This window comes from Acinetobacter sp. YH12218 (genome assembly GCF_013417925.1).
Lineage (GTDB): Bacteria > Pseudomonadota > Gammaproteobacteria > Pseudomonadales > Moraxellaceae > Acinetobacter > Acinetobacter amyesii.
In genome coordinates, this window is record NZ_VPDB01000016.1 from 13338 (window position 1) to 39272 (window position 25935).

At 38.8% G+C, this 25935-nt stretch carries 23 protein-coding genes; 12 read left to right on the top strand and 11 right to left on the bottom strand.

Annotated features, from left to right (window positions below; translation table 11 throughout):
• Positions 1-5 precede the first annotated feature (5 nt).
• Positions 6-1751 (top strand): GTPase, encoded by a 1746-nt coding sequence (locus tag FTV03_RS06555; RefSeq protein WP_180040603.1) that lies wholly within the window; start codon positions 6-8, stop codon positions 1749-1751.
• The gene (locus FTV03_RS06560; protein ID WP_180040605.1) at positions 1733-3862 is read left to right on the top strand and encodes an EAL domain-containing protein; all 2130 of its coding nucleotides are present in this window, start codon (positions 1733-1735) and stop codon (positions 3860-3862) included. Before FTV03_RS06555 ends, FTV03_RS06560 begins: the two co-directional genes overlap by 19 nt.
• An 84-nt stretch (positions 3863-3946) precedes the next feature.
• On the opposite strand, the gene rpmE is transcribed toward FTV03_RS06560, so the two are convergent.
• The 5 genes from rpmE to FTV03_RS06585 form a co-directional block, all read right to left on the bottom strand.
• On the bottom strand, positions 3947-4171 hold the full coding sequence (rpmE, locus tag FTV03_RS06565) for a 50S ribosomal protein L31 (RefSeq protein ID WP_078190165.1): 225 nt from the start codon (positions 4169-4171) through the stop codon (positions 3947-3949).
• Between the two features lie 217 nt (positions 4172-4388).
• The gene (locus tag FTV03_RS06570; protein ID WP_180040607.1) at positions 4389-4859 is read right to left on the bottom strand and encodes a hypothetical protein; all 471 of its coding nucleotides are present in this window, start codon (positions 4857-4859) and stop codon (positions 4389-4391) included.
• 51 nt (positions 4860-4910) lie between these two features.
• Complete coding sequence (locus tag FTV03_RS06575) at positions 4911-5885, bottom strand: bile acid:sodium symporter family protein (RefSeq protein WP_180026456.1); 975 nt, start codon at positions 5883-5885, stop codon at positions 4911-4913.
• A gap of 223 nt (positions 5886-6108) precedes the next feature.
• Positions 6109-6510, bottom strand: a complete 402-nt coding sequence (gloA, locus tag FTV03_RS06580; protein WP_078190168.1) for a lactoylglutathione lyase — start codon at positions 6508-6510, stop codon at positions 6109-6111.
• A gap of 198 nt (positions 6511-6708) precedes the next feature.
• On the bottom strand, positions 6709-8853 hold the full coding sequence (locus FTV03_RS06585; RefSeq protein WP_180040608.1) for an MFS transporter: 2145 nt from the start codon (positions 8851-8853) through the stop codon (positions 6709-6711).
• Between the two features lie 205 nt (positions 8854-9058).
• Here FTV03_RS06585 and FTV03_RS06590 point away from each other — a divergent pair, with 205 nt between their 5' ends.
• On the top strand, positions 9059-11707 hold the full coding sequence (locus FTV03_RS06590; RefSeq protein ID WP_373687951.1) for a Lon protease family protein: 2649 nt from the start codon (positions 9059-9061) through the stop codon (positions 11705-11707).
• A 182-nt stretch (positions 11708-11889) separates the two neighbouring features.
• On the opposite strand, the gene grxD is transcribed toward FTV03_RS06590, so the two are convergent.
• Entirely contained in the window at positions 11890-12231 is a 342-nt protein-coding gene (gene grxD / locus FTV03_RS06595; protein ID WP_067762767.1) for a Grx4 family monothiol glutaredoxin, read from the bottom strand.
• A 198-nt stretch (positions 12232-12429) separates the two neighbouring features.
• Between grxD and FTV03_RS06600 the strand changes: the two genes are divergently transcribed.
• Positions 12430-13641, top strand: a complete 1212-nt coding sequence (locus tag FTV03_RS06600) for an aspartate aminotransferase family protein (protein ID WP_180040612.1) — start codon at positions 12430-12432, stop codon at positions 13639-13641.
• Between the two features lie 68 nt (positions 13642-13709).
• On the opposite strand, the gene FTV03_RS06605 is transcribed toward FTV03_RS06600, so the two are convergent.
• From FTV03_RS06605 to surE, 3 genes are all read right to left on the bottom strand, one after another.
• Positions 13710-14639: a LysR family transcriptional regulator gene (locus tag FTV03_RS06605; protein WP_078190171.1), complete on the bottom strand. Its 930-nt coding sequence runs from the start codon at positions 14637-14639 to the stop codon at positions 13710-13712.
• A gap of 92 nt (positions 14640-14731) precedes the next feature.
• Positions 14732-15562, bottom strand: a complete 831-nt coding sequence (locus FTV03_RS06610; RefSeq protein WP_180040634.1) for a peptidoglycan DD-metalloendopeptidase family protein — start codon at positions 15560-15562, stop codon at positions 14732-14734.
• A 114-nt stretch (positions 15563-15676) separates the two neighbouring features.
• Complete coding sequence (gene surE / locus FTV03_RS06615; protein ID WP_078190173.1) at positions 15677-16450, bottom strand: 5'/3'-nucleotidase SurE; 774 nt, start codon at positions 16448-16450, stop codon at positions 15677-15679.
• Between the two features lie 116 nt (positions 16451-16566).
• Here surE and FTV03_RS06620 point away from each other — a divergent pair, with 116 nt between their 5' ends.
• The 4 genes from FTV03_RS06620 to FTV03_RS06635 all read left to right on the top strand — a co-directional run bounded on the left by FTV03_RS06620 (position 16567) and on the right by FTV03_RS06635 (position 19457).
• Positions 16567-16941, top strand: coding sequence for an MCR_0457 family protein (locus tag FTV03_RS06620; RefSeq protein ID WP_168377836.1), 375 nt, complete (start codon positions 16567-16569; stop codon positions 16939-16941).
• Positions 16942-17169: 228 nt separating this feature from the next.
• The gene (locus FTV03_RS06625; protein ID WP_111884221.1) at positions 17170-17556 is read left to right on the top strand and encodes an MCR_0457 family protein; all 387 of its coding nucleotides are present in this window, start codon (positions 17170-17172) and stop codon (positions 17554-17556) included.
• Positions 17557-17674: 118 nt separating this feature from the next.
• Positions 17675-18823, top strand: a complete 1149-nt coding sequence (dacC, locus tag FTV03_RS06630) for a D-alanyl-D-alanine carboxypeptidase PBP5/6 (protein ID WP_078191838.1) — start codon at positions 17675-17677, stop codon at positions 18821-18823.
• Positions 18824-18926: 103 nt separating this feature from the next.
• Positions 18927-19457 (top strand): gamma carbonic anhydrase family protein, encoded by a 531-nt coding sequence (locus FTV03_RS06635; protein WP_168377838.1) that lies wholly within the window; start codon positions 18927-18929, stop codon positions 19455-19457.
• Positions 19458-19524: 67 nt separating this feature from the next.
• On the opposite strand, the gene FTV03_RS06640 is transcribed toward FTV03_RS06635, so the two are convergent.
• Together FTV03_RS06640 and FTV03_RS06645 are read right to left on the bottom strand one after the other, a co-directional pair.
• A complete protein-coding gene (locus tag FTV03_RS06640) occupies positions 19525-20736 on the bottom strand; it encodes a P-loop ATPase, Sll1717 family (RefSeq protein WP_373687952.1) in 1212 nt (403 codons plus the stop codon).
• 15 nt (positions 20737-20751) lie between these two features.
• A complete protein-coding gene (locus tag FTV03_RS06645) occupies positions 20752-21621 on the bottom strand; it encodes an IS982 family transposase (protein ID WP_180040636.1) in 870 nt (289 codons plus the stop codon).
• A 220-nt stretch (positions 21622-21841) separates the two neighbouring features.
• On the opposite strand from FTV03_RS06645, the gene FTV03_RS06650 reads away from it, so the two are divergent.
• The 4 genes from FTV03_RS06650 (at position 21842) to hflD (ending at position 25917) form a co-directional block, all read left to right on the top strand.
• Positions 21842-22932, top strand: a protein-coding gene (locus FTV03_RS06650; protein WP_085940648.1) for an IS4-like element ISAba1 family transposase whose coding sequence is annotated in 2 segments (ribosomal slippage) — positions 21842-22382 and positions 22382-22932 — 1092 coding nt in all. Because the reading frame shifts where the segments join, the coding sequence is not laid out codon by codon here.
• Positions 22933-23546: 614 nt separating this feature from the next.
• Positions 23547-24032 (top strand): NUDIX hydrolase, encoded by a 486-nt coding sequence (locus tag FTV03_RS06655; protein ID WP_078190179.1) that lies wholly within the window; start codon positions 23547-23549, stop codon positions 24030-24032.
• 4 nt (positions 24033-24036) lie between these two features.
• On the top strand, positions 24037-25173 hold the full coding sequence (gene mnmA / locus FTV03_RS06660) for a tRNA 2-thiouridine(34) synthase MnmA (RefSeq protein ID WP_180040616.1): 1137 nt from the start codon (positions 24037-24039) through the stop codon (positions 25171-25173).
• Positions 25174-25185: 12 nt separating this feature from the next.
• Complete coding sequence (gene hflD, locus FTV03_RS06665; RefSeq protein ID WP_078190181.1) at positions 25186-25917, top strand: high frequency lysogenization protein HflD; 732 nt, start codon at positions 25186-25188, stop codon at positions 25915-25917.
• Positions 25918-25935 lie beyond the last annotated feature (18 nt).

A 25935-nucleotide genomic window follows, 5' to 3' on the forward strand; every position in this document is an offset into this window, starting at 1 on the left:
TAAAGATGACCACGCATACTTCAGATACGTTTTACAATCCGACTGAATTAAAGCTGGATAAATTAAGCTTTTGTCCGACCAATACTAAAGGTCTACAAGAGTGGTTAAACGGTATTTCAATTTTACAATTGGGTACCTCATCTAAAGCTTTATTCAATGCCTTACTTGAAATCTCCGAGCTGAAATGCCAAGAGATGCTACGTTTTGATTTGGTTCAAATTTTACATCCAACCATGGAAAGTGTGCTCACGAGCTTAGAAAAACACTTTACCAATCAAAGCCTCATTACCACGGATCGTAATGACCAAATCATTGAATTGGCAATGCTTTTACGCAGTCACTTTGCCAAAATCTATATTGATATTGCCAAACGATGTAATCAGCAGCTCAATCAACAAAAGTTTTCGATCTTTTCATTCGGCCATAAAAAAAGCTTACAAACCGCTCGAATTGCATCAATCTACTATGCGTTGCAACAACTGACACTGTTGTTGTATCAACAACACATGTTGTATGCCACACCGACGGCGGGTCAATGGATTGCGGCACATCAACTGATTGAATGTGCCATTGAACACAATTTCTATCAAAGTAATGTCAATCAGTTACTGGGTACTCAACATCAAATTGCAAATATTGCTCAAGCTTATGCACAATTAATCTTATTAGATATTTTCAATAATCATCAGATTCGCCCTGCTGAAATCCAAGGTTTGTATTTATGTAGCTTTGACTGGGCAAAATTGGTTCAAATCCTACCGAAAGAAACCACGCTTTCACGCTATATTGTAGACACGAAAAAAGATCACCCACCGATTTATAACTCAAAACAAGATCGGTCTTATCAAGCCAATGTATACATTTCAACGCAAAACTTGCTCGATCATTTGACCGAAACGCAAACTAGAAATGCCAATTATTTATCTAAAAATGAAAAGTTATTTTTAACTCCAGCGCTATATTTCCATATTCATAATATTTTGACCAACAACACTGAACGCCGTCATGAACGTTATGAATATTCTGCGCAAATTAATATTTGCTTTAGCTTAATGGTAGCGCATTTCTATCTCTCTAAAGGTAAAAACTTCCACGAAACTTTAGATTTGGAAGGCAATTATCAATTCCACAATGAAGCCTCTTTTGTCAATTCGCATGATTCAAATATGCCAACAGGCATGACTAATGCGAAAGCGCTAGATCGTGAAGCAAAACAGATTCATACTGCTGACGTATTAGATATTAGTGTGAATGGTTATCGCATTAAATGGACTGGCCCTACCCCAGCCAATTTAAAAACCGGCGAATTTATTTTGATCCAAGAAAATGCTCAAAGCCAATGGCGTGGCGGTGTTGTTCGCTGGATCAAACAATCGACTGAAAAAAGTTTGGAATTGGGTCTCGAAGTACTGGCTCAAGATTTGTATCCATGTTCAGCCCATATTCGTACCGACCGCAATACAACAAATCATCAACCTGCTTTATTGGTACAGACCACACAACTTGATCAAGTGTCTACGACCTTAATTTTACCTGGGGCAAATCTCTTCCGAGAGAAACAAACGATCCACCTTCGCTTAGGCAAAGAAGACATCAAAGTCTATCTCACCAAAGCGCAGTTGGTGACACAAAGCTTTATTCGCTTTGAATATGAATTATTGAATGAAGAGCAAGAAAATGTCGTTAAAGACTATATTGCGAAACAGAGCAATGAGATCAAAAATAACGACTTATGGGAAGCATTAAAGTGAGAAATCCATTACTATCCAAAAAACTAAAACGTACGGAAACTCGATTACTCATTATTGATGATAATCAAATACGTTTTAACCAGATACGTGATTTATTGACAGACAGCGAACATCAAGTTCATGCCATATTACTTGATGATTTACAAAATTTCGAAAAACAGCTGAATCTCAATTGGGACTTGATCATTTTTGGACGTGCTTATGATTTAAAATATGAACAAGCTTTAAGTTTAGTTCAACTATCGAGCCAACCGAATTTACCGATTATTTTACTTAAACCCGAAGACTATCAAGCAGAACAATATGCAAGTTTAGTCAAAAAAGGGATTTATGACATTGTCGATATTGCTGAACCTGAGAGTTTCTATTTTGGTTTAATCCGTGCTTTATCCTTTAGTCGCCTACAACAATCGCAGCAACATTTAATGGAAGAGCTCGAAACAGCTCAAATCCAAACCCAGTCTTTAGTTGAAGATAGTCGTAAAGCGGTTGCCGTGATTCAAGAAGGCATTCATATTCAAGCCAATGCTGAATATCTCACTTTGTTTGGTCTAAAAAATGAAGATGATGTAATTGGTCTGCCTTTACTTGATCTATTACAACCTACTGACCTCAACGACTTTAAACAACGCTTTAAAAAAATTAGCCAAGGGCAGCTCGATTTAGGACGTTTTGATATTGTTTCGCAAAATATCGCAGTGGCTGGGCAAAACCCACTAAAACTCGAATTTATTGCTGCGGCTGAAGAAGATGCTTTACAGCTCGCAATTGAAATTGGCAGTCAAAGCAGCAATGCTGTAAGCACCGCGCCAGTTGAAGCCAGCCCACAAAAACCAAAAGCTTTTCAACAACTCAACCGTACCATCGGCCAACAACCTGCCAATGTAAATGCATTAGTGCTATTTACGTTGGCTTCTTGCTCAGATGCGATTTTTCAAAAAGATTGGAATACCTATAAGAGCTATTTCACCAATATTAAAGACTTCTTGAAAGATCAGACTCATGCTCCATTATTTAGTTTAGACAATGGTGCAATTGTTGCCTTATTCCAAGCGGATAATCAGCTCAAACTTGAGTCTAAATTGATTGGTCTTAACACTCTGAGCAAACCTCAATTACTCAGTGTAAATAATGAAACTTATCCATTAAATTTACGCATGGGATACAGTGTTTTAGACAGCGATATTCGTGATGAAGCACATTTTGAGACCTTTGTTGCAAAAGCCTTTAATACTGCGCTACCAACCAACCAACAAGCACCTGAAATCGATTTAACGATTCCATTAGAAATTGATATTCCAAGTTTGGATTTTGGTACACCAGAAGCGCAAATTGCACCGATTGTCGTTAGCGATGAAGCTCCTGTTATCAAGGCGCTTCGCAACTGCTTAGAACGCGGTGAAATTCATCTTAAATATCAACAACTATATGATAAAGAAGATTCACATCTATATACTTATGAAGTAACCAGCGGCTTTATTTTTGAAAATAAATGGAAAGATATCGCCCAACTGCGTGAGTTAGCTGAAGACTCAGAGCTATCCATTAAGTTGGATCGATGGATCTTGGTTGAATCGTGTAAACAGCTACACAACTTCATCACTCAGTTCCCTGAAGCTAAATTAATCGTTAACCTGAACAAAGAAGTGCTATATAACGACCGCACCTTCCCTGAATTTATTTCAAAACTCATTACGATTATTCGTAGTAAATTGAAGAATCCACTGATTTTACAATTTGCAGAAGAAGACATTCAGCTCAATATTGATGCCGCTCAAAAAGCATTTGTTGAACTTCGTAAAAATGGTGCCGAACTGGCTTTACGTAATTTTGGTCATTCGATGTTTAGTGAATCATTATTACGTCAAATGGATGTTCACTGCTTAACACTAGATTCAAGCTTGACCCAAATGCTTGCAAACGACAAGTCATGCCAAGAGCTGCAAGAAAAAATTACCACTTATCATGAAATCAAAACTGTTGAAATCATGCTACGTGAATTAAATGACATGACACTGTTTGCCAATGCTTGGAATGTAGAAGCTCGTTTTATTCAAGGTGATTATTTCCAAAAGAAACTCGACCATCTCATCGATGTTCAGGACCAATAAGGTTCTGAACATTGCCGATTTAAGGTTTATCTTTTTATCGGCACAAAAAAAACGGGCATAAAGCCCGTTTTTTCGTTTTGGATATTAACGTTTGATAGAACGTGACATACCAGCAAAACGTTGTTTGAATTTGTCGATACGACCGCCAGTGTCAACGCTTTTCTGTTTACCAGTGTAGAATGGGTGGCAAGCAGAACATACGTCTAGGTAAATAGTTTCTTTACCAAGAGCTGAACGAGTTTCAATTACGTTACCGCATGAACATGTAGCAACTAAAGTTTCATATTTTGGGTGAATATCGGCGCGCATCGTCGATTACTCCTAAGATTTAAGAAGGTTTAGCTGTCATCGCAATTGATCACTCTTGCATCACTACAAGGAAGGCTTAAAAAAGCAGACCAACACCATAACAGACCATTCTTTTGGCCCACCGAGACGGATACCGCCAGAGCTAAGCACAACAAGTTGGGGCAAATTATAGCTGATTTTTTATTGTTAATAAATAGATATTCAAGGCTGAATCACTCTACTCTTTAGGTTGAGCTTGCTCTAAATATTTCTGATATTGTAATTCGACTGTACGCTGAAATTGGGCTTGATCAAAATGTTTTAATTTTTCAATAAATGCAGAACAAAACGTCGCTGCATTTACTGGCTGTAATGATTTGCTCATGCCCTCTAACATGCCTTGAAGCTGCTGTTTAAATTGTGCATCGACTGGCAAATCAACATCTTTTGCTTTTAATGGCTCTATACCCTTAAAACGGACAGCCTGAACCGCAGCAATTAATTTTAGCTTGGCAGCTTGATAAGCCTGATCTAATTCCGTATTCATCTGTGGTTGTCGATCACGACAAAAATCCAACATGGGCTGCAGGCTGATGAGCGGCATTTTTTCAATGACATCACGGTTACTATTTACGGATAAATCCTCTTGGGCATGAACGACTGTGTTCAAACCCAAGAATAAAATGAAGAAGCCTTGTTTAATTTTCATGATTTTTTTTCATCTATATAAGGTATTTTAAAAGGACGTACTCATCTCGCCCTATTCTTGCCCACGGCTTTGTTTTGCCCAAAGGTTGGCAATCACACCACAGACCATCAACTGAATTTGGTGAAAGATCATAATCGGTAAAACTATCATCCCCATCGGCTGCCCAATAAATAAAATTTGTGCCATGGGCACGCCGCTCGCCAAGGTTTTTTTAGAACCACAAAAGAAAATCGTCTTTTGATCAGCTCGGCTAAAGCCCAACCAACGTGGTACATATAGCGCCAATAACATAATGATCGTTAACAAGGCAGAGCACGCCACAATCAATAGGAATAAGGTCATACCACTCACTTGATGCCATAGCCCTGCCACCACTGCACTACTGAATGCACCATAGACCACCATCAAAATTGAGCCCTGATCAAATACCTTGACGATTTTTGGCATTTTCTTCATATAAGGAAACACCCAAGGACGGAGGAGCTGCCCTAAAATGAAGGGAATGAGTAATAACAGGGTAATTTGGATAATAGATGCCGTCGGATCATAGTTATGTTGTGACTGACCGAGAATAAAATAGGCCACCATCACTGGGGTAATAAACATCCCAATAATATTTGAAAATGATGCACTACAGACTGCGCCAGCAACATTACCCTGTGCTACCGAAGTAAATGCAATAGAAGACTGTACTGTCGAAGGTAAAAAGCACATAAACAAAAAGCCCCAATACAACTCTTGCCCTAACATCGGCACGAGGATTGGTTTCGCCATTAAACCCAATAATGGAAATAATGCAAAGGTAAAAGCAAAAACTAAAGCATGTAACTTCCAATGCATTATGCCTTCAACCACAGCCTCACGAGATAACTTTGCACCATGTAGAAAAAATAAAATGGCAATTGCAGCCGTTGTAATATAGCCAAAAATTTCTGCAGCTTGACCACTGACAGGCAAAAAAGTCGCAAGTATGACCATTACAAAAAGTAGAATGGTAAAACGATCCAAAGCCAACATTTTTAGCATAACAACATCCTGTAAAAATTTCCCTTTAAAGCTGATCGGCACAAAAATGCCCAATAAGCTAAATTTACCATTGAGTAAATTTCATCTTACTGGGCCATATAAATAAAGCCAGCTTTTCTCCGATATATTCATTATTTTAAACGTTGATAGTGAGCTCAACGCAAAAAAATTTATAAATAAGAATATTCAGCATTACATATGACTTTATATTAATGATTGCAGATTAATTATTTCGTGCATTTGAGTCTTGTTGGATCAACTCAATTTTATAGCCATCGGGATCTTCAACAAAGGCAATGACGGTCACACCACCTTTCATTGGTCCTGCTTCACGTACCACGTTTCCGCCACGTGCTTTAATTTCTTCACAAGCCTTGTAGGCATCATCTACTGCAATAGCAATATGGCCATACGCATTTCCCAACTCATAACTATCTGTATCCCAGTTATGCGTTAACTCGAGTACAGTATGATTTTCTTCATCACCATAGCCCACAAATGCCAAAGTAAAACGACCTTCTTCATAATCACGCTTACGAAGCAAAGTCATACCGAGTACTTCAGTATAGAACGCCAATGAACGCTCTAAATTGCCTACACGTAACATGGTATGCAGCATGCGCATAATCGAGTTTCCTAAATCTATCATTATGTTTGAATACTATAGGGATTTAACATGCAAAGTTCAATTTAAGTCTAGAGCACATATACCCACTGATTTCAAATATCCTTGTCTAAAACCACAGATATACTTAGGCTATTTAACAGCTTAGAATAAAAAAGCCCACTCAAACTGAATAGGCTTTTTTAAAGTTAAATTGAATTATGAATTAGATTTTTGTTTATGTTCTCTCAATAGTTTGGCGACCCAAACCACTAAAATTAAAATCGGAATACCAATTAAAGTCGTCATCAAGAAAAAGTTTGGATAACCGATATTGGTCACAATCGTACCTGAGTAACCGCCTAAAATTTTAGGGGTTAAAGTCATTAATGAACTAAAGATGGCATATTGAACCGCTGTGAAAGAAACACTGGTCAAGCTCGATAAAAATGCAATAAATGCCGCGCCTGCAAGACCTGACGCCAAGTTATCGACAATGATCGCGAAATATAGCCACAGCGAACTATAAGGCTTAATGACCTTACCTTTGATGTCCACATTTTGTTCAGCACTAGCCAAATTAATCGGTTGAATATCAACACCAAGCACACCCGCCATATTGGCCGCTGTATTCACTTGATATGCTAAATCGACACTCTTTTTCACTACATCATTTTCTAGCAGTTGAGCCGTTAATGTTTTTTGCTTTGCTGTTTCGAGCGCTTGCCCTGGAATTGCAGCACTAAAAACACCGGTTTTATCAAGCTTCGCGTCGAATGGTTTAGCATCCAAAATAATTTGAATTTTTTGATTTTCTTTTAACTCGCCTGCCAAGTATTGTCCACGGACCACGATACTATTTGCAGTCTCTTGAGCTGAAATCGTGTTATCTGAAGTCACTGGCAGCAACATCATTGCTGAGTTTGAAAAAGCATTATTCAGATACGGCAAACTCACCTGTATTGGATGTTGGTTCTTAGACTGATAATCCGCACTGACTTTAATATTTTGATCTGCAGCCAAGACTGCTTTTGGAATTTGAACTGCCCACGCACCCGTATCATCCGGTATCGCTGTATAGTGCTGCCCTGCTACATTTACAGTGACATCGCCTAATGGCTGACCTGATTTGACCAGACCGATAAAAATCAAGTTTGTTGAACTTGCTAAAATCGCACCAACAAACATTAATTTCATAATGTTCATGCGCTGCGCTAGCAAACCGCCAAGGAAGCCACCAACCAAGCTAAAAATCACACCATAGACTTTTACAGCTTCAGCAATCTGCTCTTTGGAGAAGTTTAAATCTTGATAAAACACATTAGAAATGACGCCGGCGATAATATCGGAAATACGGTAAAAACCAATAAGTAACAACAGCACTAAAGCCAGTTTTAGACCATAGCGCTTAAAGAAATCTGCAACTGGATTGACCCAAGTTTCAAAAGCCATCTGCTTATTTACAGCACCCGATTTCACTAAAACTGAACCGACACCAAAAGCAACCACAGCTGAACCAATAAAGCGCACAGCCTCTAAACAGAACAATGCAAATGAGTCTGAAATTTGCCACTGCTCTTTCAAGCTTTCAACCGCAACGCCTGAATAGATATAACTCAAAACAAAGGCAACCACCGCAGCAAAGAATACAGCGACTAAGCGATAATAGTCGGTCCGTTTATAATGCTTTTGTACACGGTCAACCTGCGGCTCACGTATCGATAAAGTTGTGATAATACCGATAACCATCACTGCAGCCATTGCAAGGTAAGTATATTTCCAAGCTTCATAAATATAGTTACCTTTGGCCGTGCCTAAATATGCAGCCAAAAACAACGCCCCTGCACCTGCCACGATCATGCCGATACGATAACCTGCATTATAGGTCGAAGCTAAAACGGTCTGCATTTCAGTTTCTGCCAACTCAATACGATAAGCATCAATCACAATGTCTTGCGTTGCGGCAGAAAAACCAAGTAATACGGCTCCAGCAGCCATTTGGTAAATATAGCTTTGCCCTAAAGCTGGGTCTGAAAATGCCATGATACAAATTGCACAGATAATGAGAACCTGAGCGATCAACAACCATGCACGGCGACGTCCGAGTTGTTTGGTTAAAAATGGCACAGGTAACTCATCTATTAATGGCGCCCAAACAAACTTAAACGAATAGCCAAGCGCTGCCCAACTAAAAAAAGTCACTGCACTTTTATCAATTCCTGCTTCACCTAACCAAAGCGATAAACTGGAAAAGATCAGCAAAATTGGGATACCGGCCGAAAAGCCAAGAAAAAGCATAATCAGCGCACGTCGGTCTAAAAATGCAGTAAAAGCAGATTTCCATCCTGAAGCTTGTGTTGTCATGACTCAGTTATTTTTGTCAAAATCGAATATTGCTATTCAAGCGCTTAATGACAACGGTTTCAACAACATTTATGAAATCATTGTTTTATTTTATCGATATTTCGCATGCTGTTGCTTGATCTTTGGCATTAAACCTGTATACCTTAATTACATATCTCTATTCTTTAGTTTTTTGGATTCAACAGTGACCCAGCGACTTGAACAAATTCACTCTTCTTTATCAACCACCATTAATGAAACCAACACAAAAAACTTAGCAGAAACAGTAACGACACTAAAGAGCGCTTTTGATCAACCCGAAATACAGAATACTTTAACTAAAACTCAGTTGCAGCCACTTCAGCTGACGCATACACCTGAACTCAAAAAAATACCAACGTCTACCAAGCGGATCAAACCACTCAATGACTTTTTAGGACAAGATCGTGCCCGAGCTTCGGTCGAGGCTGGCATTGCCTTACCCTACTCAGGCTATAACATTTTTGCTGTAGGTACCGCAGGCTTAGGTAAGCGCACCATGATTAAGCGCTTATTACAACAACACGCTAAAAATATGCCAACGCCTTCAGACTGGGTGTATGTCAATAATTTCAAGTTTCCGCGTGAACCGATTGCGCTAAAACTTCCTTCTGGTCAAGCGACAAAATTCCAAACGTTATTACATCAAAGTTGGCAAACTATATTAAAACAGCTTGAACGTCGCTTCACCGCAGAAACCTATCACAATCGCATTGAAATGATTCGCCAACATGCTGGTGATGAACAACATCTTGCTTTAGTTGAATTAACCCGAGAAGGTGAAGAGCTCGATCTTAAACTGATTTCTCAGGATGATGATCATTGTTTCGTTCCGATGCATTTGGTCGATAACAAATACCAAGAAATGTCGAAAGAAGACATCAATGCTTTAAGCAGCAAACAACGTGCTGAAATTGCGTCAAACGTCCGTTATATGGATAAAAAACTTGAACGTCTTGGTCTACATCTTGGTGATCTTGAAGATGACGCACGCGATAAAGTTCAGGTTTTAAACCGTGAAATTGCTAAACAAGTCGTCATGCCGCGTATTGATGTAATTCAAAATAAATTCAGCATGGTTGAAGGCTTGGAAGATTATCTGAAGCAATATGCAGATGACATCATTCAAAATGTTGAGTTTGTGCTTGAGCAAGAAGAAGATGACTTTACACCTGGCCTATTTAACCGCGTGCCATCTCGCTACCAAGCTAACATTATCGCCACACACAAACCAAATGCTGGTGCGCCCGTTATTTTTGAAGATTTCCCAACCCATTACAATTTGCTAGGTCATGTCGAACAACTGACCCAAAATGGCACCATCACCACAGACTTTACGTTAATCCGTCCTGGTGCATTGCATAAGGCCAATGGTGGATTCCTCATCTTGGAAGCTGAACAACTTTTAGAGCAGCCTTATGCATGGCAAGGTCTAAAACGTGCATTAAAGTCAGGACATTTAAAGCTGTCTTCACTTGAACATATGCTTACATTGACAGGCAGTATTTCGATTGAACCTGAAGCTATTGATTTAAATATCAAAGTGATCCTGCTTGCTGAACCTGATATTTATTACGATATTTTAGAACTCGAACCTGAGCTGGGCAGTGTCTTTAAAATTCGTGCCGATTTTACCGATACATTACAACGTAATGACATTAATGAGCAGGCATATATGCAGCTGATTGCTGACTATGTGCAAACAGACAAACTTCTGCCGTTTGACCGTACAGCACTTGCTGCACTGTTAACTGATTCAAGTCGTCAAGCTGAAGATCAAAGCTCTTTGTCATTACATGCCCTCACCTTAGGTGATTTGATTCGTGAAGCACATCATCATGCAGCACTTGCTGGCGATAAAATGGTGACAGAAACACATATCAACACCGCTCTTGATCATCGTAAATACCGTCTAGGCTACTTACGTGAATTATATTGGCAAGATCTCACTCGCGGTACACAGTTAATCGAAACCAAAGGTCATCGATTCGGGCAGATTAACGCCCTCTCTGTGATTCAATATGCTGATGTTGAATTTGGTTTACCGTCACGTTTAACGGCTTCGGTTTATCAAGGCGGTGGCGATATTTTAGATATCGAACGTAGCGTAGAACTCGGTGGTTCTCTGCATGCCAAAGGCGTCCTATTGATGTCGAGTTTCTTAAAGGCACACTTTGGTCGTGAACAAATTTTACATTTCTCTGCTGCCCTCGCCTTTGAGCAAAGCTATGGTCAAGTGGATGGCGACAGCGCAACTGTTGCAGAGCTTTCAGCACTGATTTCCGCTATTAGCCAATTACCGATCGATCAATCTTGGGCGATTACCGGTTCAATGAACCAATTGGGTCAAGTTCAACCGATTGGGGGTGTAAATGCCAAGATTGAAGGCTTCTATGATGCATGTAAATTACAAGGGTTAACAGGCAAGCAAGGTGTGATTATTCCACGCCAAAATATGCAGCACTTAATGTTACGCAAAGATGTGATTGAAGCTGTGCAACAAGGTCAATTCCATATTCACGCCATAGATACCATTGACCAAGCATTAGAAATTTTGATGGCGCGTCCAGTAGGCACTCTTGATAAAAAAGGTCGTTATAGCAAAGGCTCAATCTACGCTGCTGTCATGGAGCAACTTGAGTACTGGCAAGCGATTGAAGACGGTGCTGAGTTTGAGGAAGAAGAGCCAAAGAAAAAGAAAAAAAAGAAGAAGTCAAAAAAGAATAAAGATAAAAAGGCAAAGAAGTCTGAAGCTCAAGACAGCACTGCTAAAAATGGGACTGCTGAAAACGAGCAACGTGTTGAAGAAAGTCCGACTGAAGACAGTCCGTCATAAATCTTCGATGAGTTTATTCATTTGTTGATTTTTCCACCACCCTTTGTGCTTTAAATGCGTATGGGGATGGTGGAAAAACGCATAAACCACGACTTTTTTGATAAATAAGTCATAAAAAAAGCGCCTTAAAGGCGCTATTTTTATCTGTATCCAATGATCAAAATCATCAAATACACATCCAATTAAGCTTCAGGAGCTGGGCTATATTGTTCAACTAAAGGTTGTAATTCACCTTTTTGGAACATATCAAGCATAATGTCGCTACCACCGATCAACTCACCATTGATCCATAATTGTGGGAAAGTCGGCCAGTTTGCAATTTGTGGAAGAGTTGCGCGAATATCTTGATTTTCAAGAATATTTACATAAGCAAACGGACGACCAATTTGACTGAGCGCTTCTACTGCACGCGCAGAGAAACCACACTGTGGAAACTGTGGAGTGCCTTTCATGTAAAGTAGAACTGCGTGTTTAGCAATTTGGTCACGAATTAACGCTTCTGTATCGCGTGCTTGTTCAGTCATTGATATATCCTCAATAAATCTGCTTCGCATTATACCCAAAACTGAGTAAAACAATATGACTAAAGCAATATTTCACGTTTTATTTACATTTCAGCTTTTCAAGTGAGTCATATTTTGCTTATATAGACCTCTTGATGCTCATATATATATGGCGTCTCCTCTATATTATTTCAATCACCTGACAAATTAGAGTTAGTCATGAATAACATTACCCTTGCCCCAGTACAAACTGATCAACCATCGCACTTGATGCCAGTATTTGGCCGCCAACCGATCAGCTTTGTCCGAGGTCAAGGTGCTCACCTGTATACCGCAGATGGCACAGAATACTTAGACGCACTGACAGGGATCGCTGTTTGTGGTTTAGGTCACTCACATCCTGCAATTACAGCTGCAATTGCTGAACAGGCAGCGACCCTCATTCATACCAGTAACTTATTTGAAGTGCCTTGGCAAACGGCTGCTGCGCAAAAATTAGCACAAGTCGCTGGGATGGAAGAAGTTTTCTTCTCAAATAGTGGTGCAGAATCAAATGAAGGTGCAATCAAAATTGCACGTAAATTTGGTCATATGCAAGGTGTTGCAAGCCCTAAAATTATTGTTGCTGATCATTCATTCCATGGTCGTACCATGGCAACCCTATCTGCGACAGGTAACAAAAAAGTTCAAGAAGGCTTTGGCCCATTGGTTGAAGGTTTTATTCGTGTACCTTTCGGTGATATCGAAGCGATTGAAGAAGCGGCGATTCACCACCCTGACATCGTCGCGATTTTGGTTGAGCCGATCCAAGGTGAAGGTGGTGTAAATACTGCACCTCAAGGTTTTAGCTACCTCGAAGAAATTCGTCAAATCTGTAATCAACATAACTGGTTAATGATGCTTGATGAAGTGCAAACAGGTAATGGTCGTACAGGTAAATACTTTGCGTATCAACACACCAATATTGTTCCTGACGTGCTAACTACAGCTAAAGGTCTGGGTAATGGCTTCCCTATCGGCGCAGTCATGACTCAAGGTCGTGGTGTTGGCGTTTTAACAGCGGGTAACCACGGTTCAACTTATAGCGGTACTGCATTAGGTTCACGTGTGGTTTATACCGTGATTGATACCATTCAAAAGGAAAACCTTGTTGAAAATGCTGCAAATATGGGGGCGTATCTTGTTGAGCAATTCACAGAGCAACTTGCAGAGCAAAACGTAACTGTTCGTGGTTTTGGTTTAATGGTCGGCATTGAATTACCAAAAGCATGTGGCGAACTTGTGAATATTGCACGTGATGAGCATCACTTGATTATTAACGTAACAGCAGGCTCTGTGATTCGTTTATTACCTACGCTGAACATCAATAAAAAACAAGCGGATATCTTGATTGAACGCATTGTTAAAATGGTGAAAAACTTTCTAGCGTAATTTGTGCCGAAAGTAAAAAAAGCCGCTGATTGCGGCTTTTTTTATATCTTTTTAAACCTTTTTTGTTTTTATGAGGCTTCTTGGTATACACGTCCGCCTGGTAATTGACTGAAATACAATTTTAATGCATCTAGGCAACGATGAATTTTAGTAGGCTGTTGATCACGTTTAGACATCACCGCATATAGAGTAAATGATGGTAAACGCCATTCTGGTAAAACTTCAACAAGAGAACCGTTTAATAAGTCTTTTTGCGTATCTAGATATAATATTCTTGCAATGCCATGTCCTTGTTGACACATTGCTTTTGCAGCAAATACATTATTTGTTGTAAATCGGGAGTGCACATCCAATGCAACCTGCTCTTTAGTCACTGCATTTTCAAATGCAAAATGCTGAAAGTTTTTAACCAAATTTATTTGAACCATATCATGATTTTGTAAATCTTCTGGTCGTGTAATTAAACTGGTTTGGTTGATATAGCTTGGTGCTGCAACGAGAACTTGTTCAACATGTGCCAATGGCACCACATGAAACTGTTGATCATCAATTTTTGAACTCATTCGTAGCGCAATATCAATGCGGCCATCAATTAAGTCGATATATTGATTATCTGCTTCTAGATGAACGGATAAACCGCGATGTGCAGACATCCAATGTGACAATGCAGGAATCACATGATTCGCACAAAGTTCTGGTGTCGATGCAATACGTAATTCACCGACTAAGTCGTCACGAAGCTCATTGATACGAATTTTGCCGCGCTCTGCGGCAGATAGCATCTCTTGGCAACTATGAAAAAAAGCTTGTCCAGCTTCTGTCAAACTCAACTTACGTGTTGAACGATGTAAAAGAATGACTTCCATATCCTGCTCTAGTGAACGGATTTGCTGACTCACGGCACTCGTGGTAATACCTAACTCACGAGCAGCACCGCTAAACGAATTTTTTTCCACAACGCAAGCAAAGACACCCATTGCTCGAAGTTGATCTAACATAAATTTCCCTCATAAACTTATGAGAAGCTTCATCTTTCGATAAAAGCAACTCATTGTATTATACGGGGATATTTTGCTTTTGCATTATATATTTAATTATTTGGTAAAACTGCAGTTGGATTGATTGGTTTACCATCTAAACGCACCTGAAACTCAAGCATCGTACGGTTTGTACCCGATGAACCCATCTCACCAATTTGCTGCCCTGCTTTCACAGTATCACCACTTTTGACATTCATTTTACTGTTATGTGCATATGCGGTGATATAGCCATTAATGTGCTTCACCAAAATTAAATTGCCGTACTCTTTAAGACCATCGGCTGCATAGACCACTTGACCATCAGCTGCTGCAAAAATAGCGTCACCCGTATTGCCTGCGTAACGTGTTCCTTTCACATTCGATGCTAAGTTATAACCTTGTAATACCGTAGGACGTGATACTGGACTCACCCATCGTAAACTAGATGAACTGACCACAGGAGTTGGTACAGTAGTTCGCGTCACTGTCGACGGTGTGGTTGAAGCTTGTGTCACGGGTGCTGTTTGCGTTGGCATTGCAATCGTTTGGCGTTGAATTGGTGCCGCTTGAGTCATGGCTTGCGTAGACGTTGTACGACGTGAGCCGCCATTTTTAAGGCGAATGGATTGTCCAACATAGATGCGATAAGGCTGCGCAATATCGTTCATTTCTGCAATGCTGACATAGCTCAAACCATAGCGAGCGGCAATGCCACTTAAAGTATCTCCCGAACGAACTGTATAATAATCCGGAGCAGTCGCATAACGGGTCGCATTATTAATTTGTGGTTTTGACGCACAGCCAGTCATGACCAAAGTCGTAACAACCGCAGCAGATAAAACAAGGGTCTTAAATAATGCTGCAGGAGCGGCAATAACGCGATATTGTGACACCAGGGACATCATCTTCCTCACTAATAATTCAAATATAGTCATTATGAATGGGCTAAGATTAGCAAAAATCCACTCTAAAAAAGTTGCGGCATAACCATTTTCACAAAGTTATAACATTAATACTTAAGATTTAGATAACTCTGAGTGCAAGTTATTCAAAATCTCATAGTTTGTAGCATCCATTTGTATAGGCGTTACACTGACATAACCATTTGCAACTGCAAAGAAGTCTGATTCGATATGCGTTAAGCCTTTCTTAGGCTCTGCCACTGCCTCGCCTGCCAATCCAATCCAATAGACTTGACGACCACGCGGGTCTACATGACTGGTAATCGGTTTGGACTGTAAACGTCTTCCTTGATAGGTCACTTTGGTGCCTTGAAGTTCAGCAACATCTGGAATATTAATATTAAAAATATGTCGTGCAGGTAGCGCGGGTAGTCCATTGGCAATAAAATCATGCACCCATTGCGCGGCGACTGCATAATCTTCTGGGTTATTATAACTACGCACATTTGGCCCAGCCAAAGAGACGGCTAGCGCAGGTTGTTTCATTAAACGGCCTTCAAATGCCGCACCCACTGTCCCTGAATACAGCACATCATCACCCAGATTTGCGCCACTATTGATTCCACTCACCACCAGATCAAATTCGAAGTCGAACAAGCCATTCATTGATAAATACACACAGTCCGCAGGTGTACCATTTACCGCCCACATATTCGGTGCAATTTCGACAGGTCGTAATGGTCGATCTAAAGTTAAAGCACTTGAAAAACCGCTGCGTTCGCTTTCAGGCGCCACGATCACCACACGACCGAGAGGACGCAATGCATGTGCTAAAGCTTGGATACCGGGAGCAAAAACGCCATCATCATTGGCAATTAAAATATTCACAACTAAATTTCCATTACTAAAAAATTAAAAATGACTCGCAAGAACATTTTATTGAAATATATGAATAATTATATATATTTACATTTCAACATCCAGCATAAATGTGTGTGTACAAAATGAATAAAACCGTAGCACTTCGTGGTTTATTGGGCTTTGCTCTAGCAGCTTGCATGACTCAAACTGTGGTCGCAGACAATGACTTCACTCAAGAAGAAGCCAATACCATCGTAAAAGAAGACATTGCATCTGCACAAGTCATGTTAGAAGTATGCCCTGCGATTATTGGTCAAAATGCAAAATTTGATGCCAACATTCAAGCACTCACTAAAACATATCTTGCTGATTATTCTGATAAATCAATGACTTTAGAAAAACTACAGTCTGACAGCGAATATAAATCAGTTCTTGAAGAAGCACGTCAAGCTGCTAAAGAAACTGATAAAGCTGAACAAAAATCAGTTTGTGATGACGTTTTAAATTATGAAGGTTAATTGATCATTCAGATTTGGACGCCCTCTCAATAGGTTAGTCCTAATTGCATCAAACCTGCCAAAAAAAGGATGAAGCCTTATAGCCTCATCCTTTTTTCTTTCACAATGTATTGATTTCTAAACAGCTTCAATACAATTTTCTACTGATCTCTACCCAAAATATGATTAAGCTTGGCTAATAAATTTTAGCTATTTGATATCTTTTAGGTTATTTAACAGGTTATTTAAATGAAAAACTCCTTTGTAAAATCTCTTTGTGCCCTTAGCCTTTCTGCTTTTGCTTTCACTACCATGTCTGCACATGCCGCAGATGAAAAAATTGAAGTCACCCCTACACCTCAAGTGACTAGTCAAGAACTTGCAGCTATCTATGTACTATCTGAAGTCTGCCCAAAATTGGTGAATGACAAAGATCAACCAAAGTTTGAAGCGGGTTATGCAAAATTAGCTAAAGAATATATGCCGAATGAAAAGAACCCAGTAAATGCTTTACAGCAACTCAGCAAACAAAAAAGTTTTAAAGACGCTTTAAAAGAAGCGCAGTCTGATGCAAAGAAAGCTGGCGATAAGAAAAATGGTGCGATTTGCAAAGAATTGACTGCTTACAGCAAATAATACCAATTGGTTACAATACTTTTAAAATAAGCCTTTCTCACCCGTAGAAGTCAGCCTAGCTTTGTCCTAAAATGCTAGGCTCTTTGTGCTTATACCTAAGTTATTGGAACCACCCAGAATGACCCGAAAAACCGCCCTTGCCGCATTACTACTTGCACCTAGTTTTTCATTCGCGGCAACTGTCCTTTCTGCACCACCTGAATTAAATAATAAATCTTATGTGCTGATGGACTATGAGACAGGGCAAATCCTTGCTTCTAAAAATGAAAACGAAAAATTAGCTCCTGCTTCAATGACAAAAATGATGACTAGTTACATCATTGAACAAAAGTTGTTAAGCGGTGAACTAACTGAAAATGAAAAAGTACGTATGAATGAGTCGGCTTGGTGTCGCGGCAGTAGCACTGAGTCATGTATGTACGTTCCGCTCAACGGTACTGCAACTGCATTAGAAATGTTACGTGGCATTATCATTCAGTCGGGTAACGACGCTTCTAAAGCTATGGCAGAACATATTGCTGGCAATGAAGGCACCTTTGCCCACATGATGAACCAAGAAGCGAAACGTATTGGCATGGTGAATACTCAATTCATCAATGCGACAGGTATGCCAGCTGAAGGTCATTTCTCGACTGCCAAAGATATGGCGACTCTAGCGCAACATATCATTCATGACAGTTCAAAATACTATCCGATCTACTCTGAAAAAGAATTTACGTTCAATGGCATTAAGCAAGGCAACCGTAATGCCCTGCTTTATACTGACCCAAGTGTAGATGGTTTAAAAACTGGCCATACTGAAGAAGCGGGCTACTGCTTAACGACTTCAGCTAAACGTGGTCCTTTACGTTTAATTTCAGTGATCTTTGGTGCGCCAAGCATGAACGAACGTGCATCTCAAACACGTGAAATTTTAGCTTGGGGTTATGCAAACTTTGAAACTGTAAAAGTTCAACCTGCTAAACAAGTGCTTGCAAAAGCAAAAGTTTGGTACGGTAAAGACAATGAAGTTCAAGTAGGTCTAGCTGAAAACTTTAACGTGACGATGCCTAAAGGCGAAGCGAACGCCATTAAAACTCAATTGGTTGTTCAACCAAAATTAACTGCTCCTTTAAAACAAGGTCAAGTGGTTGGTAAATACGTTGCAACGCTTAATGGCAAAGTCATTGCTGAAAAACCACTTGTCGCTCTACAAAATGTCGAAGAAGCTGGTTTCTTTGCAAAAATGATTGATCACATCAAACAATTCTTTAGTAACTTATTCTAAATTTGATGAAAACTCGATATTAAGACTAAAGTGAAAGCATCTAGATTTCGGTCTAGGTGCTTTTTTATTTTATACTGCCTAAAAACCTGTAGATGACTTTCCTATGAGCCAAAACATTCGCCCTTATTTAGACACTGTTCCACGTATTGCTGACTCTTGCTATATCGATGAAATGTCAGTCTTGATTGGCGATGTTGTATTGGCTGAAAATGTTTCGGTTTGGCCATTTGCTGTGATTCGTGGTGATGTAAACCATATTCGTATTGGTAAAAACTCTAATGTGCAAGATCACTCAATGTTGCATGTGAGTCATAAAAAAGCCGATAAACCTGAGGGTTCTCCACTGATTATTGGTGAAGATGTGACAATTGGTCATCATGTGAAATTACACGGTTGTACCATTGGTAATCGTGTTTTAGTCGGTATAGGTACGATTATTTTAGATGATGTAATTGTTGAAGATGATGTGATGATTGGTGCTGGTTCACTTGTTCCACCAAATAAGGTTTTGGAAAGTGGTTATTTATATGTGGGCAGTCCAGTCAAAAAAGTCCGCCCCCTAACCGATAAAGAAAAAGCATTTTTACCGTATTCAGCGCAGAATTATGTGAAGGTGTCGGGGAATTATAAATAAAATAGATTTTGCATAAAAAAATTATTTAAAATAAAGGGCATCATAGATACCCTTTATTCTAGAGGCATTATGATTCTATGAACTGTTTGCCCATGTTTAGCGCCTTGCCAAGACCATAAAAGATTTCATATTTACAATTAGTTTTCACACGTGGATTAATATTGGAAACATTTCGATCTTTAAAACACCAAAAGAAAAACTTTTTTCCATCTTCCGCTTCTTCTATGCAAAAAATGATATTCAATTCAAATAAGAACTGTAAGAAATCTCCCTCTTTATCTAAGAATGCCGGTCTTGCAATATCTTGTTCATCTACAAAGTGAAGAAATTTTTGGAAGCATATAGTGTATTCATCATAAGTAAATGAGTAGTCACCTTTTAAAAACTCGAAGAACTTAAGGAAAAGATCATAATCTTTATCTGAATAATAAAAAGATAAATGATCTTTTACCTCTCCCAGTAAGTATTCTGAATATCTTCTTCTAAAATGAGGATCTCTGAAATCTTCTTCAATAAAGTAGTTTCTTTTTGATCCACTTTCACGATGGAGTTCTTTCAAGATATTTAACATAGTTACAATATCTCTAGGTCTAAAATATGAAAATCTCAAAAATGAAATAAAAGAATGTTCCTCAGTACCTTGTACTTTTACTTTATAAGGGAAATAGTGGTCCCAGAATGAATCATCTGGGAGATCTTTGGGCTGCCCTATTGATAAAAGTCGATTTGGAAGTTTATACAATTCAGAATATTCAAATCTGTTAAAAGGTATCCTCCAATCTAGATATAATGCATTGTCTCGAATACGGTTATTAGCATTTTGAAGTCCAATGGCATTAAAAATATCAGGTCTTAATAAAATTGTGGCTTTTAATCTTCCTTTAGAATCATTAATAGTGGAGAAAAAATCATTATTAATCGACCAAACAGCATTCGCTAAACCTTTCACACACTCTAAATAATCACTATAGTCAATTCCAGAAGGGCGTAAATCAATACCATCAATAAAAATAGTATGATTTTTTGAGAGATTCAAGGATCTTAAAGAGTCTTCAAATTTTCTTTGTATATAGAGTAAGTTTGTTTGATAACGGCTTTCTGTAAATGTTTTCTTAACACTAGTAATTCCTTCTAAGTTAGCGTATTCACTTAGTAATTCTGCTGATACAGATGAGTCATGTACAAACTCAATAGCATTCATAATTTCAGGAGAAAATGCACCTTCATAGTAAGCATCTATAGCTTTATTGACTGCACGGAATTTAATATATTTATTAATTAACCCGAATCCCGCTTAAGCCAATGATTCCATAATTTGAATTGTTGGTTTATTTTCATGATTAAGTTGATATGCACATAACGATGCGTAAATCCCACTCAGAAATCCATGAATACTACGAGCTTTACTCGTCACTAAATTGTATTGTCCTTTCAATAAGCTGAATAACGTTTCTATCTTATTTCGTTGTCTTAAGTGATATTCATCTGATGCAGATAGTTGGATGGATTGCATGTTTTTTCGATGGTAAGTAATCAAATCAATACCTTGATCTTTTAACCTGCTTTTTAGTTCCTGGCTGATATAACCACGATCTCCATATAGCTTTGCTTCTAAGCCGTCAGCCAATTGCTCAACCATTTTTATGTCAGCTATATGCCCATTTGATAAAGCAGAACAAGCGATTTCACCAAATGGGTTCATCGCAATATGTAGCTTACAGCCATAAAACCAGCCCATTGAGCTTTTACCACGAGATGCTATTTGAGCTAATGATTTATGGCGTTGAATACGTTGATTTTTACAGACTGGCAAAGTCGTTGAATCAATCCACAAATATTGGGTATTTTGACCTTTCATCAGAGCCACATGTAAAGCATGTATTGCTAATTGGTGCATATTGATCAGATGAATCATCCGTTGGTAACATGGTAAGCTTTTAAACAAATGTCTTTTATCTTCTTTTAACCATGTGAAAAAGGCTTTGAAATTGCTGAAATAAGAACATTTATACCAAATGGCAATAAAGCAGATTTCTGAGATCGTCAGATGAGCACGTCTGATTCTTAAAGAATGGTTATTTTGTTTGAGAAAGTTCCAATAAGTTGCTTCAAATTTAAGAAAGAAATCATCAATTACGCAGAATAATTCGGTACTATTGAACATTAGGACTAGAGTTGTGAGTTTTGTGTGGTAACTCAACTGATGGCTCTAGTCTTCTTATTTTCAAGTTTATTTCTTATCCGCGATTCGGGTTAATTATGTTTTCTTTACCTTCTTTCTCATAAACATGCTTAGAAACTAATAAAAGAATTCTCTGTACACGACAAAAATAGATAACTCATTGAAATAATGTCACAATAATTGTTTTCTAACGACGAATACTATGACACATCTCAATGAGTTATATCTTATCTTAAACAAATCTCTAAAATGGAACAAGTCACATTTAAAGTGCTTTGCGCTCATCATGCTTGTGATTATTTTAAAGCAAACATGTAATCTTTCTTCTGCATCTAAAGCCTTGCCCATCAAGTGTTTACCACAATCATTTTATCGACGTATGCAGCGCTTCTTTGCAGGTCAGTATTTTGATTATCGTCAAATTTCTCAGTTGATTTTCAATATGTTTTCATTCGACCAAGTGCAACTGACTTTAGATAGAACCAATTGGAAATGGGGAAAACGAAATATTAATATCCTGATGCTCGCAATCGTTTATCGTGGAATAGCGATACCTATCCTTTGGACATTGCTTAATAAACGTGGAAATTCAGATACGAAAGAGCGTATTGCTTTGATTCAACGCTTTATAGCCATTTTTGGTAAAGACCGTATTGTGAATGTGTTCGCAGACAGAGAGTTTATCGGTGAGCAGTGGTTTACATGGTTAATTGAACAAGACATCAACTTCTGCATTCGTGTTAAAAAAACTTCATTGTCACCAATCATTTAGGAAAGAATCATAAAATTAGTGATTTATTTCGCCATCTTAAAGTTGGTCAAATTGAATGTCGTAAACGACGGATTTTGGTTGGTCGGGTGAAACTATATATAAGTGCACTACAGTTAGAAAATGGAGAGCTTTTACTCGTCGTTTCTCCTCAGTTTAATGCCAATGCTATTCAGGATTATGCATTACGCTGGGAAATTGAAACCTTATTCAGTTGTCTCAAAGGACGCGGGTTTAATCTTGAAAATACGCGCTTGACAGACCCTAGACGAGTGAAAAAATTGATTGCGGTGTTAGCTATAAGCTTCTGTTGGTGTTACTTAACGGGTGAATGGCAACATAATCAAAAAAAAGCGATAAAAATAAAGAAGCATGGACGACTCTCAATGAGTTTATTTCGCTATGGTTTAGACTATGTTCAAATGGCGATTCAGCGTTTAATTGGTTTTGGGAAAAAAGAAGAGTTTAAGGAAATTTTGGCAATTTTAAGAAAGCAGAATCCTGATAGGATAAGGGTTCTGTGAAATTTGTCGTGTACAGAGAAAAGAATTATTACTTTCCAAATATTTGTATAGTCAGAAAGAGTTAGGTTCTTTTCCCTTTTTAAAGTTACAAATTTTTGATATTCCGTCTCACCAATATAGTTGAGTGTTGAGCTCGTATTTTTATATTCGTTATTACTTAACCATACAGCATATGCTGTTTTACCAGTACCCTTATCTCCTATGAGAAAATAAGTAGATAATTTCATTAAATCATCGAGCTTTTCATTCTTTACAAATAGCTGATTAAAAGCGTTCTTATTTTCACGACGTCTATAGTTAATTGCATCATTAAATCCAAAATTTAATTCACTAATAGGTATGTACATTCTCTAAATTTCCCCTTAAATCACTTTTTAATAATAGATAAATTAATGTTTCCAATTAAAAAACATTTAAAAATAATAATTTATATAGATTTTATCTTCTTTTACAGCAAAAACCTAGATGATAATAGTAAGAATTTTGCCAATCGTTTTTCTAAAATTTTATAGAAAATCATCACAATTCACCTATAAATAAAGAAATCCCTTCACATCATAGCCACCGCTCCCTAAATTTTGTAGAATAGCGTTTTTACCCCATGGTGCTTTTCTATGACCGCTTGGACTGCTCACGTCACTGTTGCGACAGTCGTTGAAAAAGACGGAAAATTCCTATTTGTTGAAGAACATACAGAAGGTGTGACCCATACTGTATTTAATCAACCTGCAGGTCATGTTGAAGCTGGCGAAACCATTATTGAAGCCGCCATTCGAGAAACCATGGAAGAAACAGGTCACGATGTAGAAATCACGAACCTCCTAGGCATGTATACTTATACTCCTCCGATGTTCCCTGATCGTACTTATTTCCGTTTCTGTTTCTTAGCTAAAGACATTCAGCACCATGCCGATGCACAATTAGACACAGGTATTGTCGGTGCAGTATGGATGACGCTTGATGAACTCATTGAGTCTGCCCGTGCGCGTAGTCCATTAGTCATCAAAGCTGTGCAAGATGCTCTTTCAGGTCAAAAATTTCCTTTATCGCTCATTTACGAGCACCAAAATTCTCCCTTAATTTCAAATTTGGATGCTTAATCCTATGCAACAACGTGTCATCGTCGGTATGTCTGGTGGTGTAGATTCTTCTGTATCTGCAGCACTTTTACTTCAACAAGGTTATCAAGTTGAAGGTCTTTTCATGAAAAACTGGGAAGAAGATGACGGCACGGAATACTGTACGGCAATGGAAGATCTTGCCGATGCTCAAGCCGTTTGTGACAAAATTGGAATCAAACTTCATACCGCAAACTTTGCGATGGAATATTGGGACCGTGTCTTTGAGCATTTCTTAGAAGAATATGCCGCAGGTCGTACACCAAACCCAGATATTCTCTGCAATAAAGAAATTAAATTCCGTGCATTTCTCGACCATGCTGTGAACTTAGGTGCTGACTTTATTGCGACAGGCCACTATTGCCGCCGTGGTGAAACGCTAAAAAATTCACGTGGTGAAGAGTATGCCCCTCTACTGCGTGGTCTAGACAACAACAAAGACCAAACCTATTTCCTACATGCAGTGCATGGTCGTGAAATTAACAAAACTTTGTTCCCTGTGGGTGAAATTGAAAAACCACAAGTGCGTAAAATCGCTGAAGAATTAGGTCTAATCACCGCGAAGAAAAAAGATTCAACAGGAATTTGCTTTATTGGCGAACGTCGATTTAATGACTTCTTAAAGCAATATTTACCTGCTCAACCCGGAAAAATCATCTTAGACACAGGTAAAGAGGTTGGTGAACATCACGGCTTAATGTACTATACGCTCGGCCAACGTGGTGGCATCGGTCTTGGTGGTCTAAAAGGTGCTGAAGAAGGCGCTTGGTTTGTACTGCATAAAGATATCGAAGGTAATCGCCTAGTCGTTGGTCAAGGTCATGAACATCCACTCATGCAAAGCACCATTTTATGGTCTGAAGCGATTGATTGGGTGGCTGGTGAACAAGAGATTCCTGAATCAGGCTTCCGCTGCACAGCGAAAACTCGTTATCGTCAGCCTGACCAAGACTGTACAATATTTAAAGACCCTACAGCGCCAAATGGTGTGCGTGTCGAATTCGATGAGCCACAACGTGCTGTTACACCGGGTCAAAGTGTGGTGTTCTACACCGGTGAAGTTTGTTTAGGGGGTGGTGTGATTCATCATACCAATGCGCCTAAACCGGATTTTATTGAATAAGGATTGTTTCGGATGACAGAGTTACCGTTTCAACAGCCTCAGACTCTGAATACTCGCCAAAATCGTGCATTGGCGTTAGCTGCTGTTTTTCAAGCGACACAGCTGACCCACATGACTGCATTGACTGGGCAACAGAGTATCGGGGAAAGCGGTAACTTTTATTTTGAACATCTCATTAAAGCCAGTTTAAATATCCGTCCTAAGTCGAATCAGTCTAGTCAGACGCTTGATTTTTTTAGTGGCTTGGCGGATATTTCGCTGGGATTAAAAACCTTAGAAAGTAGCATTACTCAACCCTTCAATACATCTCCCAAATCTAGACTTCCTAAACTTGCCAATACTAAGCTACCCATGACGTATGCGATGGCGTTATTGCAGTTAGAAAAGAAAGTCTATAGCAATCCTAAATTTGTCGAAATCATCGAACAATCCCAACAAAAAATTCTAAGACAGCTTTCCTTTTTTGATAATAATTATTTACATCCAAGTATCATTGCCAATTTAGCGCAAACCTATATTGAAACTGCAGGCCAAATTAATCCACGTATTATGGTTCGTGGTAATGCCGAAGCATTTAAAGACACTTCTCATACCAATCGCATTCGCGCCACCTTATTTACCGGCTTACAAATGGCACATTTATGGCGTCAGCTCGGTGGTAGCTCATGGGGTATGATTTTCAGTAAGCGCAAGCTACTACAAGATATTCAAGATCTTGCCCGTTTACAGTATCAGGTGGTTTAACTGATGCAGTACGGGCTT